General features: G+C 46.3%; 11 protein-coding genes, 1 tRNA gene and 1 riboswitch. Of the genes, 9 read left to right on the top strand and 3 right to left on the bottom strand.

The genetic code is table 11. The annotated features are described in order from the left end of the window. The first annotated feature begins 84 nt into the window (after positions 1-84). Together MWG26_RS16325 and MWG26_RS16320 are read left to right on the top strand one after the other, a co-directional pair. Positions 85-999, top strand: coding sequence for an ABC transporter ATP-binding protein (locus MWG26_RS16325; protein WP_025656640.1), 915 nt, complete (start codon positions 85-87; stop codon positions 997-999). A gap of 7 nt (positions 1,000-1,006) precedes the next feature. Then, entirely contained in the window at positions 1,007-1,714 is a 708-nt protein-coding gene (locus tag MWG26_RS16320; RefSeq protein WP_025656641.1) for a hypothetical protein, read from the top strand. 10 nt (positions 1,715-1,724) lie between these two features. Here the strand turns inward: MWG26_RS16320 and MWG26_RS16315 are convergent. Together MWG26_RS16315 and MWG26_RS16310 are read right to left on the bottom strand one after the other, a co-directional pair. Next, positions 1,725-1,810, bottom strand: a tRNA-Ser gene (locus tag MWG26_RS16315). A gap of 73 nt (positions 1,811-1,883) precedes the next feature. After that, entirely contained in the window at positions 1,884-3,236 is a 1,353-nt protein-coding gene (locus tag MWG26_RS16310; RefSeq protein WP_181969614.1) for an MATE family efflux transporter, read from the bottom strand. A 464-nt stretch (positions 3,237-3,700) separates the two neighbouring features. Further along, a riboswitch (Fluoride riboswitch) is annotated at positions 3,701-3,773 on the top strand. A gap of 143 nt (positions 3,774-3,916) precedes the next feature. Here MWG26_RS16310 and MWG26_RS16305 point away from each other — a divergent pair. The 4 genes from MWG26_RS16305 to MWG26_RS22740 all read left to right on the top strand — a co-directional run bounded on the left by MWG26_RS16305 (position 3,917) and on the right by MWG26_RS22740 (position 7,473). Further along, on the top strand, positions 3,917-5,146 hold the full coding sequence (locus MWG26_RS16305) for a chloride channel protein (RefSeq protein WP_044927143.1): 1,230 nt from the start codon (positions 3,917-3,919) through the stop codon (positions 5,144-5,146). 981 nt (positions 5,147-6,127) lie between these two features. Beyond that, positions 6,128-6,472, top strand: coding sequence for a PadR family transcriptional regulator (locus tag MWG26_RS16300; protein WP_025656644.1), 345 nt, complete (start codon positions 6,128-6,130; stop codon positions 6,470-6,472). Beyond that, on the top strand, positions 6,469-7,314 hold the full coding sequence (locus tag MWG26_RS16295; RefSeq protein ID WP_240285809.1) for a hypothetical protein: 846 nt from the start codon (positions 6,469-6,471) through the stop codon (positions 7,312-7,314). The genes MWG26_RS16300 and MWG26_RS16295 overlap by 4 nt, the downstream gene beginning before the upstream one ends. A gap of 27 nt (positions 7,315-7,341) precedes the next feature. Next, positions 7,342-7,473: a hypothetical protein gene (locus MWG26_RS22740; protein ID WP_275891950.1), complete on the top strand. Its 132-nt coding sequence runs from the start codon at positions 7,342-7,344 to the stop codon at positions 7,471-7,473. Between the two features lie 82 nt (positions 7,474-7,555). On the opposite strand, the gene MWG26_RS16290 is transcribed toward MWG26_RS22740, so the two are convergent. Further along, positions 7,556-8,026, bottom strand: a complete 471-nt coding sequence (locus MWG26_RS16290) for a nucleotidyltransferase domain-containing protein (RefSeq protein WP_025656645.1) — start codon at positions 8,024-8,026, stop codon at positions 7,556-7,558. Between the two features lie 256 nt (positions 8,027-8,282). Here MWG26_RS16290 and MWG26_RS16285 point away from each other — a divergent pair, with 256 nt between their 5' ends. The 3 genes from MWG26_RS16285 to MWG26_RS16275 all read left to right on the top strand — a co-directional run bounded on the left by MWG26_RS16285 (position 8,283) and on the right by MWG26_RS16275 (position 13,711). Beyond that, entirely contained in the window at positions 8,283-8,444 is a 162-nt protein-coding gene (locus tag MWG26_RS16285; protein WP_244062756.1) for a hypothetical protein, read from the top strand. Positions 8,445-8,473: 29 nt separating this feature from the next. Beyond that, a complete protein-coding gene (locus MWG26_RS16280; RefSeq protein WP_025656647.1) occupies positions 8,474-11,179 on the top strand; it encodes a translation factor GTPase family protein in 2,706 nt (901 codons plus the stop codon). A gap of 630 nt (positions 11,180-11,809) precedes the next feature. Then, positions 11,810-13,711: an endonuclease MutS2 gene (locus tag MWG26_RS16275; protein ID WP_025656648.1), complete on the top strand. Its 1,902-nt coding sequence runs from the start codon at positions 11,810-11,812 to the stop codon at positions 13,709-13,711. The last annotated feature ends 85 nt before the right edge of the window (positions 13,712-13,796 follow it).

Raw genomic sequence — 13,796 nt, 5'->3', positions numbered from 1 at the left:
AGGCCAGAAAGAAATTCGTAAGAATTGAGAAAGGGATTTGAAAATATAAGCTGCTACAATGGATTTATGAAAGGAGGCATACTTATGCCATATATAATTCAGACCAATAATCTTACAAAATCCATTGGAGGCAGACAGCTGGTTACTGATATCAACCTTCACGTAAAGAAAGGGGAGATATATGGGTTTCTCGGACCCAACGGCGCCGGAAAAACGACGGTCATGAAAATGATAACAAATCTTTGGAAGCCAACCAAAGGAACTGTGGAAGTCCTGGGAGAGCAGCTCCGAAATAATTCTTATGGAGTTTTAAAGCGTATGGGAAGTATCATCGAATTTCCGGTTTTCTATGAAAGCCTGAGCGGGGAGGATAACCTGAAGCTGCATTGTGAATACATGGGCTTTTATCAAAAGGGGAGTGTGGAAAACTCTCTGAAAATGCTGGATCTTACGGATGCAGCTAAAAAACCGGTAAAAGAATATTCACTGGGAATGAAGCAGCGTCTTGGGATCGCCCGTGCCATCTTAGCCGGACCGGAACTGCTTGTACTGGATGAGCCGACAAACGGGTTGGATCCTGCCGGCATGAAGCAGATAAGAGAGTTGCTGCGGATGCTGAAAGAGGAGTACAATACCACTATATTAATTTCCAGCCATTTGCTCCCTGAAATCGAACATATAGCAGACACGGTGGGGGTGATCAGCCGTGGAAGAATGCAGCGGGAAGTTTCGATGAAAGACATAGCAGAGAAGAATCTTGCCTATATCGAAATATCCGTAAAGAATGTAAAAAGGGCCGCTTATATTCTAGCAGACAGTATAAAACTGCAAAACTTTAAGGTATTGGATGAGCAAAAAATCCGAGTTTATGAGCCGACAGCCTCGACCGGGGAACTGTCAAAGGCGCTGGCTCTGGGCGGAGTTGAAGTAGAAGCTATCGGCAGGCAGTCGGAATCTCTGGAAGATTATTTCCTGAAAGTGACTGAGGGGGGAAGATAATATGGATTTGTTAAAATTAGTCAAACTGGAGTATCGGAAAAATAATATCAGTAAATACGTAAGAAACGCGGTGATACTTGCTTTTTTACTGACAGTGTTTATTTTAGCTCTTGCGTTCCTAGGAATTGCCAACGACCCGGATACAGGAAAGCTGGATGCGGCGCCGGGAAATAATGTATTGTCTGCGCCCGTTGAACTGTTTACAAGCATGGCATTTCTGATATTTACAAGTGTAATGCTGTCCTCTTTTATTGTCAGCGCATATAAGAATAAGACGATGAACCTGATGTTCACTTATCCGATTAAAAGGCAGAAAATACTGGCTTCACAGATGCTTGCCGTGTGGATTTTTAATTTTGCAGCGCTGACACTAACCAAGCTTGTGATCTACCTGTGCGCAGCCGTGGGGGCGCATTTCAGGGAAACATCGTTTTTACTGGACTATAATATAGGAAGTGTGACATTTTATGTTCAGCTGCTGGTCAAATCTGCAGTCATTGTAAGCATGAGCTTTATTGCGCTGTTTATCGGCCTGGCAATGAAATCATCCAAAGCGGCTATTGTAACTTCATTTTTACTCATATTCCTTACACAGGCTAATGTGGGTGATTATACGATGGCGGACAGTACAGTGCTTCCTGCGGTTCTGATCGTTGTGTCGCTGGGATTTGCATTCTTATCGGTCTGCAGTGCGGAGAAAAAAGACTTGATATGAAATAAGAAAACGCAGCAGGAGGGATTTGAACCCCCGGAGCGTTGCCGCTCTTCTGCTTTCGAGGCAGATGCCATCAGCCAACTCGACCACTGCTGCGTATGGGGTGTGTCATTTACCTGGCACACCTCTGATATTGTAACAAATTTCGTCAGGAAACTCCAGTATTTTTTTAAGAAAATACTGCTTTTTTTTGAAACCGTGAGCAGCCCCATTTAAAGAACCAGAAGCAGAGGATGATCTGGACTACGGTGGAAAAGGGGGTTGCCAGTGCTATATGAAACAGCGACACTTCTGCCGATTGGCTTGCCAGCCAGGACACGGGTATCCGCACCCCGAATGCTCCGACTAGGCCCTGGATCATAACAAAGGTGGTACAGCCGCACCCATTAAAATACCCGATGAAACAGAACAGAAAGGAAACCAGCAGGGTGTCAATCGCGTACCCTTTCAGGTATTGTGCTGAGGCCAGGATAACAGCAGTGTCCTTTGCAAAAATGCGTGACAGGGCGGCTCCGTGAAAGAAGGCAAAATAGCTCATGATCAGTCCAAGGCAGAAAGAGGTAGCCATCCCATAATACATCCCCTTCCTTGCCCGTTGCGGCTGACCAGCACCGATGTTCTGCGCAACATATGCGGACATGGACTGGGTATAGGACGAGGGAACCAGCAGGATGAAACCGCAGAGTTTCTCCGCAACGCCTACACCCGCCGATGAGATAACTCCTAATTGGTTGACGATGGCCGTAATTGCCAGAAACGAGATGCTGACAAGCAGATCCTGCAGTGCACAGGGAGCGCCCATTTTACAGATCCTGAGTATAACTTTTTTTTGAAACCGGATCTGTTTGCTCGAAAACGGGAAAATCAGCCCCCGTTTTCGGATAATAAGCATAGACAGCAGCACACTGATTGCCTGTGCCGCTACCGTGGCAGCTGCGGCTCCGGCCGCACCCATGTTCATTCCGGCTACAAAGAGCAGGTCCAGAGCAATATTGGCACCGCAGGCGATTGCGACAGCCATGAGCGGTGTGCGGGAATCCCCCATTCCCCGGAAGATACTGCCCAGAGTATTATAGGCGGCGATAAACAAAATCCCTCCGGAGCAGACTCGGACATACTGTACGGTAAAGTTAAAGGCCTCCGGCGGAGCCTGGAGAAGGCGGACCAGAGCTGGCGCAGCCAGAAGCATAACAGCAGTAAGAATCAGTGAAAATGCCGCAAAAAGGCAGATTCCGGCTCCCACAGTATTGCCGATTTCATTTTCCTTATGCTGCCCAAATTGCTGTCCGATAATAATCGTAACTCCCATAGAAAGGCCGGTAATAACCACGGTCAGTGTATAAAGTATCTGGCTGCCCGTAGCCACAGCCGATACTGCCGCGGGCGTAGCGAACTGCCCGACAACAAGCAGGTCAACGGCCCCATATAATGTCTGTAGTATCAAAGCCGCCATAATTGGCAGAGTAAATTTCATCAGGGGAACCAATATCTTCCCCTGTGTCAATTTTGAAGTATTATTCATCTCATTCATCCCCTTTATATTTTTCTAATGTAATGTTTTATTTAACTGGTAAAATCAAAGGATTACCCTGATAAATAAAAAAAGGATAAGAGAGCAGACATTTCAGTCCGCCATCTTATCCGGCAAATAATCTATGTTGAGTATCCGCCCTCCGATGAGCAAGTATATTTTAGAACAAAAGAGCGGAAAATGTCAACTGATTTTTCATGTATATTCCTTATATATTTTGTTAATTGTAGAATTAAAGCGGTGTAACAGTTCAAACAGGCCTGAACTGTTACGTATTCAGCTCATTTAAATTCGTCTGCAGCGAAGGGCTGTATACCTGCAACCACCATGTTTTCGTACGGTCTGTGCAGTAAATGCGCAGACCTGTTTGAACGTTACAAAGCGGTTCTTAAGTGGAAATAAATAACAGGCAAGTATATTGACAAGAGGGTATATAAATGATATGCTCTAAAAGTAAACTTTGAGGGAATGAAGTTCTCCCGTGGATGATTCCAAAAACGCTTTTTAGCTGATGACTTCTGTGTAAAAACAGGGGTGTCAGCTTTTTTTGTTGGAAATTCTTACTTCTTATTTGTTATAGGAGCGGAGATATTCTGGCAGCCAGGCTGTAATTATCCCGTATTGTGGGATGGGTGTTGGAGAAGAAAATTGGAGTAAAGGATGGAGAAAATATGTACGACAGAATAAAAAGAACATTTATGACTTATAAAGAATTGGTGATTTTGGGCCTGTTGGGAATTCCGATCGGGCTGGTAGTGGGAAGTATCGATGCGGTATTTGGGAGGATTCTGCTGGGGATCACTGATTTTAGGGATGCACATCCGATGCAGTTGATTCCTTTTCTGGCCCTGTCCGGTGTATTTATTGCATTCTGCTATCTCAAATTCGGGGGGAAAAGCAGTAAGGGAATGAATCTGATTTTTGAAGTCGGCCACGGGGAGGAGGAAGTGATTCCGATAAGGCTGATACCGTTTATCATTTCCGGCACCTGGATTACCCATTTGTTTGGCGGCAGTGCAGGGAGAGAAGGGGTGGCAGTACAGATTGGGGCAACTTTTTCCCATTGGGCAGGCAAGAAAATTCCACTGAAAAACAGTTCCCATATTTTTTTGGTAACAGGGATGGCCGCCGGGTTTGCCGGACTGTTTCAGACACCGCTTGCGGCAGTATTTTTTGCAATGGAGGTTCTGGTAGCCGGTGCATTGGAGTATCAGGCGCTGCTCCCTGCTGTTACAGCTGCATTTACAGCCAGCATGACCTCCCATTTCCTTGGGCTGGAAAAGTTCTCCTTTGCTCTGACAGCGGAAATGAATCTGAATCTGCCGGATATGGGAAAGCTGATCCTGGCAGGGATTCTGTTTGGAATAGTGGGAGGGGCTTTTGCCTGGGCGCTGAAATATATAAAAGCGAAACTCGCCAGGATTTGGAGCCAGCCGGTTATCCGTATCTTCTATATGGGACTTATAATAAGCATGCTGCTGCTTTTACTCTACCAGGGGAGATATGCAGGGCTGGGGACGAATCTGATCCATATAAGTTTTTATGGCGGTGAAATTTATAGCTTTGATTGGATTCTGAAATTTATGCTAACAATTATGACACTGACGGCCGGTTTTCAAGGCGGTGAGGTCACTCCACTGTTCGCCATCGGCGCAAGTCTGGGAGCGGTAGCCGGACCTGTGATGGGAATCCCCCCGGAACTTGCGGCGGCGCTAGGATATGCCAGCGTCTTCGGAAGTGCCAGCAATACATTTCTGGCGCCGGTGCTGATCGGGGCGGAGGTGTTTGGTTTTGCATACTTTCCACATTTTTTTATAGTTTGCGCTTTTGCATATCTGTTTAACCTAAACAAGTCTATATATTCTCTACAGAAGATATGGGGAGGAACGCATACTATTTAAAGGGGGCGCGCTGTTGATGGACAGTCAGGGAGCCGCATTCGGATATACATGCTGTCTGATAATGCACCCGTGGGTCAACGAATTCTAGGAAGAAATCAGGCGGGAAACAGGGGCACGGGATGACACAGCATGGGAAAATTGATATTTTCCCACGCTGTGTCATCCCGTGCCCCTGTTTCCCGCCTGATTTCTTCCTAGAATTCGTAGGATCCACTCTAGCATTATCAGACAGCATGTATATCCGAATGCGGCTCCCTGACTGTCCATCAACAGCGCTAGACTCATCAAGACAGAAGTGCGGCTTTCCCGGAGGGAATATTAGACGGGAGCAGTGGATCACGTTGGGCTGCATGCGTGGTATTGGAAGGAAAAATAAATCCGGACGGTCAGTTGTGAACATGTGGGGAGGCTCATAAAAATTTGGTCGTAATGAATGACGGCACATAAAGTATACAATATAACCAACAGACAAAAGCATCTGCGTAAAAATAAATACTGGAGTCGATATACTCCCTTTTATCCAATTTAATCCGCTGCTCCCGCCGATCACTCCCCCAAGTGACGGGGAATCTTCCACAAGGATGCACACAGCCTGCCGAAAGAGGGGGTTCTGCCCGGGGGCGGGAAACAGGAAGGGGCCTTTCAGCAAGCATAGAATGCGCGCTAGAACGGCTTAGCGGAAACCCTGTCGGATTTTGAGGCTGAACTCGGCTCACAAAGCCGAGTTCAAGACGGCCTGAGCTGCACAATCATCAAGATTGTGCAGTGAATGCCGTCGGTGTCTCAAAATCCGGCAGGGTTTCCGCTTAGCCGTTCTCAGCAAATGGACAGCTTGCAGAAAGGCCCCTTCCTGTTTCCCGCCCCCGGGCAGAACCCCCTCTTTCGGCAGGCGTCCCCCCTGCAATACCTCCACCGCCCACTATTATAATCTTGACAATAGTGTGCGACATACAGTATAATTTGTTTAAAGGAGGATTTACTATGCCGGAAGAGAAGGATTTGATGGCAAACCTGACGTCAGAGCTGCGCAGGGGTACGCTGATTCTTAGTGTGCTGAGCCAGCTGGGGGAAGCCAAGTATGGATATGCTCTTGTCCAGAGCCTTGAGGAGAAGGGGGTAGAGATTGACCCGAACACGCTGTATCCTCTGCTCCGGCGTCTGGAGAAGCAGGGACTTTTGAGCAGCGAATGGGATGTGGGGGAGTCTAAACCGAGAAAATATTACAGGAGGACTCCCATGGGAGATGATATTTACAGGGAACTGAAGGCACAGTGGGAGCAGCTTTCGTTTAATATGGAGCGGATTTTAAGGGAGGGAGCGTTATGACAGACAGGGAGAGAGAACTGATTAACCGATATGTTTACGAAGTTACAAGGCGCGTTCCAAAGGAGCAGCGGGACGAGATTGAGCTGGAGATGAGGGAACTGATCGGGGATATGCTGGAAGAGCTGACGCTCGATCAGGTATTTGCAAAACTTGGAGATCCGGCTGTGTTTGCCCGTAAGTACAGGGAAGATAAGAATTATGTCATCAGTCCTGAGTATTATGACAATTATATCTGGGTGATGAAGATCGTGCTGATCTGTGTATGGGCAGGGATGTTTATTTCCATGGTGGTTCAGTGTGTGATTGACTATAGAAATGTATTCTACGAGATAGCGCGTTTTATAAGCGGGCTAATGACGGGGTCTGTTGGTGCATTTGGAGCGGTGACGTTGGTCTTTGCATTTATGGAACGGCAGAAGATAAAGGTAGAACTAAAAAAGGATAAGGTCTGGACCTCCGACATGCTGAACCCGATACCGGATAAGAAGGCCAGGATCAGCCGGGGGGATTGTGTTGCATCCCTGGTATTTATCATGATTTTTGCCTTTATTCTCATATTTGTACCGCAGTTTATTGGAGCATGCTTTAAAGATGGAAACGAAGTTACATGCATTTCCATCTTTAATATGGACAGATGGGGGATGATACTGCCCATATTTCTGGTTGCCCTGATGGCCGCATTTGTAGATGAAATTATCCGGCTTGTAGCCGGGTGCTACTGCCGGACTGTGATGCTGAGCAGTATCATAGCGAATGGAATTCAGATAATATTGGCGGTACTCGTATTAAAAGTACTTCCCATCTGGAATCCCAATTTTGTATTTGAATTAGAGTTAAACTAAAGCGAATCATTTCACTGGAAGAATGAATTGATTAACAGGTGGAATGCAGGACTGGTATCTGATATCATCCTGGGGATTATCGTAATTGCATCCGCCATAGAGGTTGGACTGACCGTGTACAGGACTGGGCGGTATGGGAGAGAGTTGGGCGGACGCTGAGATATATAAGCGGGTATTGTTTCACAGAAGAGACGCTGAGAAAGAAGGAGATCACCGCTTATGCAGATTCAGGAAGAGCACCTCAAAAGCAGGAACACAGCCAGGGATATGTATGCCTTGGCTGTGATGTTTTGTATCTATAATTACAGATCAAAAGAGTCCAGCTCTTGGATTTGTCTCTTTTTTGCTGCATTTTGATATGTTTCTTCTCCAAAAGGGGGGGATTTTTCCATAATACGATTCTCTTCTTTTTGACCTGAGATACTAAAAGGCATCTTGAGTTTCGAAATGTTTCAATATCATAAAAAACTAAATCTATATTCTCTTCATCAAATTCACTGCATAAATCACCTCGGAGTAAGCGGTCGGGAATGCTTGATGTAATTGCCATTAAATCAATCTCGCTTTTTATGGTCTGTTCTGTACGTGCATAGCTGCCAAACAGTATAATATATTCCAAATCAGGTATTCGGCTGATTAGGTACTGTATCTTTTTTATAATGAAAGTTTTTGTAGTACCTTCCAAAAAAGATATTGATTCATCTATTTTCATTTTGACCTCCACCGAAGCAGCGCATCAAAGCTGGAGATTGCGTCTACGCTTGGCCTGGGTATGCCAACGGTTCTGCAGAACAGGAAGGAATTGCTGGAGCGCGGGATTATCATAAATGACGAACGTAAGATAATATCTGGGTTTTGCAGAACCGCTTCACCATTCAGGATAAAGCACGGGAAAGACCGGTATCCGGTGCTGGTTATAGAGCTTGACGTGAGGGAACATGTGGAAGATCCAATTGTCAGTAAAGCGGATGAAAAAAGCAGAGGATCTGCGAGTTGCATCAGATGCAGTTGATACGGGGGAAGAATACTTATGCCAGAAGATACCAGCATACAAAGGGTATAACTGCATAAAGAAGCAGATAGAAACGAGCATCGACTTATACCTCTTCCTGTGTTATGATAATGTTTGATTATTATAGAACAGAAAGAGGTATTTTTGATGAGCAATACATCAGCGAATAACCCCCATAAACATATCTGCCTAGGCATCCTTGCTCATGTCGATGCAGGAAAAACAACGCTGTCGGAAAGCATGCTCTATACGGCAGGCAGTATCCGAAAGCTGGGGCGGGTGGATCATCAGGACGCTTTTTTAGACACATTTGACCTGGAGCGTTCGAGAGGGATTACCATCTTCTCAAAACAGGCGGAATTTGTGTGGAAAGATATGGAGATCACGCTTTTGGATACACCGGGCCATGTGGATTTCTCGGCGGAAATGGAGCGTGCTCTGCAAGTGATGGATTATGCCGTGCTTGTGATCAGCGGGGCGGACGGCGTACAGGGGCATACAGTTACCCTCTGGCGTCTTCTGAAACAGTATCAAATTCCGGTATTTTTATTTATAAACAAGATGGATCAGGAGGGAACGGATCAGGAGTTAATTTTAAAAGAACTAAAGAAACGCCTGAGTGACGGGTGTGTGGGCTTTTATGAATTATCTAACCTGGAAAATGCGGAGGACAGCTGTCTGGAGAATCTGGCAGTGTGTGAGGAAGGCATGCTGGAGGAATACCTGGAGACCGGGAAGATTGGGCTGGATTCAGTGGTACGCGCGGTCCGTGAAAGAAAGGTATTCCCTTGTTACTTTGGATCCGCACTCAGACTGGAAGGCGTGGAAGAATTGCTGGAGGGGCTCAGGACGTACATGGCCAGCCCGGATTATCCCCGTGAATTCGGGGCAAAGGTTTACAAGATAGCGAGGGATGAACAAGGAAACCGGCTGACCTATCTGAAGGTGACAGGAGGGACTCTGCATGTGAAGAATATACTGCCTGGCACAAAAGAGAAGATAAATCAGATCCGTATTTATTCGGGTGCAAAGTATGAGGCTGTCCAGTCGGCTGCAGCGGGCCGTGTATGTGCTGTGACAGGTCCCGTCAGTACGTATCCGGGGCAGGGAATCGGCGCGGAGAAGGAGCTGGACATGTTTATACTAGAACCGGTTCTAACCTACCAGATTCAGCTTCCTGTGGACTGCGATGTGCATCAGATGCTGCTGAATCTTAAGCAGTTGGAGGAAGAGGAGCCTCAGCTTCATATCGTGTGGGAGGAGCAGATTGGAGAGATCCATGCCCAGCTGATGGGAGAGGTGCAGACAGAGGTGCTGAAAAGTTTGATATGGGAGCGCTTTAAGGTCCGTGTAGAATTTGGCGAAGGGAATATTGTTTATAAAGAAACGATTGAAGAGCCGGTGGAGGGGGTCGGGCATTTTGAACCGCTTCGGCATTATGCGGAAGTACACCTGCTTTTGGAGCCGGGAGAACGGGGATCAGGCCTTCAGTTTACGTCTGCCTGCAGTGAGGATGTTCTGGACAGAAACTGGCAGCGGCTGATCTTAACTCATTTGGAGGAAAAAGAGCATAAGGGAGTTTTGACCGGCGCGGCTGTCACGGATATGAAGCTTACGCTTACAGCAGGGCGGGCACATCTGAAGCATACGGAAGGCGGAGATTTCAGACAGGCCACGTACCGTGCGGTGCGCCAGGGTCTCAAAAAAGCGAAAAGCATTTTGCTGGAACCGTATTATGAATTCCGCTTGGAAATGCCTTCGGACCATATTGGACGCGCGATGTCTGATATACAAAAGATGTACGGCCGCTTCGATCACCCCGGGATGGACGGGGGGACCGCGGTGCTTACCGGAATCGTTCCGGTAGCGACGATGCGGGGATATCAGCGGGAATTTATTTCCTACACGGGCGGGCAGGGCCGGATGTTCTGCAGCCTGAGGGGATATGAGCCGTGCCATGATCAGGAGGCGGTTATAGCCGCAGCTGGTTATGATTCTGAGGCCGATATGGAGAATCCGACAGGATCGGTTTTCTGTGCCCATGGTGCTGGATTTGTTGTGAAATGGGATCAGGTGGAGGAGTATATGCATATGGAAAGCACTCTGAAGACAGACGCTCCCGAACAGGATTTATTTGTATATATACCGCCGGCTTCCGGCTCTTCTTCCAGGATAGAGCTGACACAGGCGGAACTGGATGCGATCTACAGGAGGACTCCGGATCCGGTGAAAAGAAGGACACAGAGTGCGCCGGTTACCGTTAAGGCACCGGAAAAGAAGCTAACCGACGGAAAATGGGAGGAGCGGCAGAAAAATAAGAAAAGCAGAGAGACCTATCTGCTTGTTGACGGCTACAATATTATATTTGCATGGGAAGATTTAAGCGCTCTGGCTGAGGTAAATATAGAGAGTGCAAGGGACAAGCTGATGGATATTCTGTGCAATTACCAGGGATATAAGCAGTGTACGCTGATTCTGGTATTTGACGCCTACAAGGTGGAGGGAAATCCGGGGGAGGTTCTGAAATACCACAACATTTACGTCGTTTATACCAAGGAGGCGGAGACTGCGGACCAGTATATAGAAAAGACGGTACGCCGCATCGGACGGGGGTATGATGTTACGGTTGCTACATCCGATGCCCTGGAGCAGGTGATTATCCTCGGGCAGGGAGCGCAGCGGATGTCTGCTGACGGATTGAAAGAGGAAATAGAGCTTATGCAGAATGAGATCCGAAGTGAGTACCTGAACAAACCGGAAAATGCAAGAAATTATTTATTCGACCACATGTCAGAGGAATTAGTCAATGAAATGGAGAATGTGCGGTTAGGAAAAAAACGAAGAGATTATTAAGCTGTTTTTAGGCAGATATATTGGGTAATACTTATAAAAACCACATCGCTTTGGAAGGCAGAATGCCTTTTCCAATTCGGTGTGGGTTCTCTTTAGAAAGATGAACAAAATGAAATGCCAGGAGATAAAATAAAATACAAAACTTTACGGCTGCCATTAATAAAGATTGTATAAGTAAAAAATTCTTATTGACAATCTGCACAGGTCCGGGATATAATAAAGAAAATTTTTCGGGAGAGGTAAATGTATGTTACGTGTGGTAGTAATGGAGAATACAGCTAATTAAATAGTTGTGGGGAAGCAGCATTGTCGTTTTTAGGGGACAGCTGTATCCTTTTATCTGCCTTACAAAATGCGAACATACGCTTCGGATAGATATCTGTGATAGATGAGATTTGAAGAGCATGGCTGTATGGTCATGCTGTTTTTTCTGTTATAGTATATTTTACAAGCCACGGAAGTAGTATGCCTGTATATGGGCAGATACTTTTCGTGGCGTTTTTTTGTTGAAATGAGTATACCCGCAGGGTACCGTATTATGCGGTCCTCCGGGCGAATCCGATGTAAACGGGTGAATAAGGTTAAAATTTAGGACAAAATAACCGGTCGGTTATTTTTCAGGAGGTCAATATGTTAGACACAGAAAAAATACTAGAATTTGATAAAATAAAAGAACAGCTGGCAGATTTGGCATGCACGGAGGGGGCAAAAGGGCAGGCAAGGGATCTGAAACCATATCTGTCCGAAATTGATGTCAGAGCCAGGCAAAAGGAGACTACAGAAGCCAGGTATATGATTGAAAAATGCGGGATGCCGCCGATGACGGCGCTTCAGGGAATTAGGGAATGGATCGAGTTTGCGGGCAAAGGAGGATGCCTTACTGCCGAACAGCTGGAATGTATTTCCAGGACTCTTACATCTGTAAGAAGGCTGAAGTCCTATCTTGAGAGAGGAAAGCAGTATGAACTGAGCCTGGCCTATTATGAAGAAAATCTGGACTCATTGGATGAGGTCTGTGAAGAATTGAATCAAAAGATACGAAATGGAGAAGTAGACGACTATGCCTCTAAGACCTTAAAGTCGCTCAGGGAGGCAATTGACCGGACAGACGATAAAATGCACCAGAAGGCAGATGCAGCACTGCGGGCAAACAAATCCTATATGTCTGATAGTTTCAGCACAGTAAAAAATGGACATCTGTGTATACCGGTCAAGAAAGAATACCGATTTAAGATTGCCGGCGCAGTGATTGACAAATCCGCTACAGGAAGCACCTTATTTGTGGAACCAGCTGCAGTTGCCGCGCTCTACGATGAACTGCAGGAACTCAGAATTGATGAGGAAAATGAGGTGATCAGGATTCTGTACACATTGTCGGGGCTGCTGTCCGATAAGGAAGAGATTATAAAGAAAAACAACAGGACAGTTGAAAAGCTGGATTTTATTTTCGCCAAAGCAAAGCTGAGCCTGGAATACGGAGGGACGCAGCCGGAAATCAATACGGAACGCTATATCAAGCTGAAGAACGGAAGGCATCCGCTGATGGACAGAAAAATCAATGTGCCTTTGAACTTTGAAATAGGGAACGGTATTAACGGTGTGGTCATTACCGGCCCCAATACCGGAGGAAAGACAGTGGCAATCAAGACTGTAGCGCTCAATTGCATGATGGCACAGTGCGGAATGCATGTGGCATGTGATCATGCAGAAATATGCATGAATAATGCGGTATTATGTGATATCGGGGATGGACAGAATTTGTCTGAAAACCTGTCCACATTTTCCGCACATATTACAAATGTATTGGGCATACTAAAAACAGTCAGCCGCGAAAGCCTGGTTATCATGGACGAACTGGGTTCCGGCACAGATCCGGCAGAGGGGATGGGAATCGCCATCGCCATTCTGGAGGAACTGAAAAAGAGCGGGGCACTGTTTCTGGTCACCACACATTATCCGGAAGTGAAAGAGTATGCCAAACGGGAAGAGGGAATCGTGAATGCAAGAATGACCTTTGACAAAGAAAGCCTGCGTCCGTTATATCAGTTAGTCATCGGAAAAGCAGGAGAGAGCTGCGCCTTCTATATTGCAGGTAAACTGGGGATGCCGGGCAATATGCTCCGAACCGCAGCACAAGCTGCCTACGGAGAGGAGGCAGAGCTGGACTTTCAGACAGAGACGGACAACCAGGAACTAAAAAGAAATTCTCATTCAAAGATACAGAAAAAGAAAAAAGTAGTCATGCAGGAGAATGCAGTAAAATACCAGCTGGGTGACAGCGTGATGGTCATGCCGGATAAAAAAATAGGAATCGTCTGCCAGACTGCGAATGAAAAGGGGGTACTCCGTGTACAGATGCCGGATAAAAAAATATGGATCAACCATAAGAGAATACGGCTGCACGTTCCTGCAGACCAGTTATATCCGGAAGATTACGATTTTTCTATCATATTTGACAGTGTTGAAACACGGAAGACAAGACATGATATGGAAAGAAAATACGTACAAAAGACACTAAATTGTGACGAGTAGTTCAAAGGGGTCAGACCCCTCTGCACAGGGGTCTGACCCCTTTGAGCCGCGCTGAAGTTATTGACGCACAGGTACTGCATTGATA

This window comes from Faecalicatena contorta, from assembly GCF_022835095.1.
Taxonomy (GTDB): Bacteria; Bacillota; Clostridia; order Lachnospirales; family Lachnospiraceae; genus Faecalicatena; species Faecalicatena contorta.
Note: the sequence above shows the minus strand (reverse complement) of the source record. Positions and strands in the feature narration are given on the sequence as shown.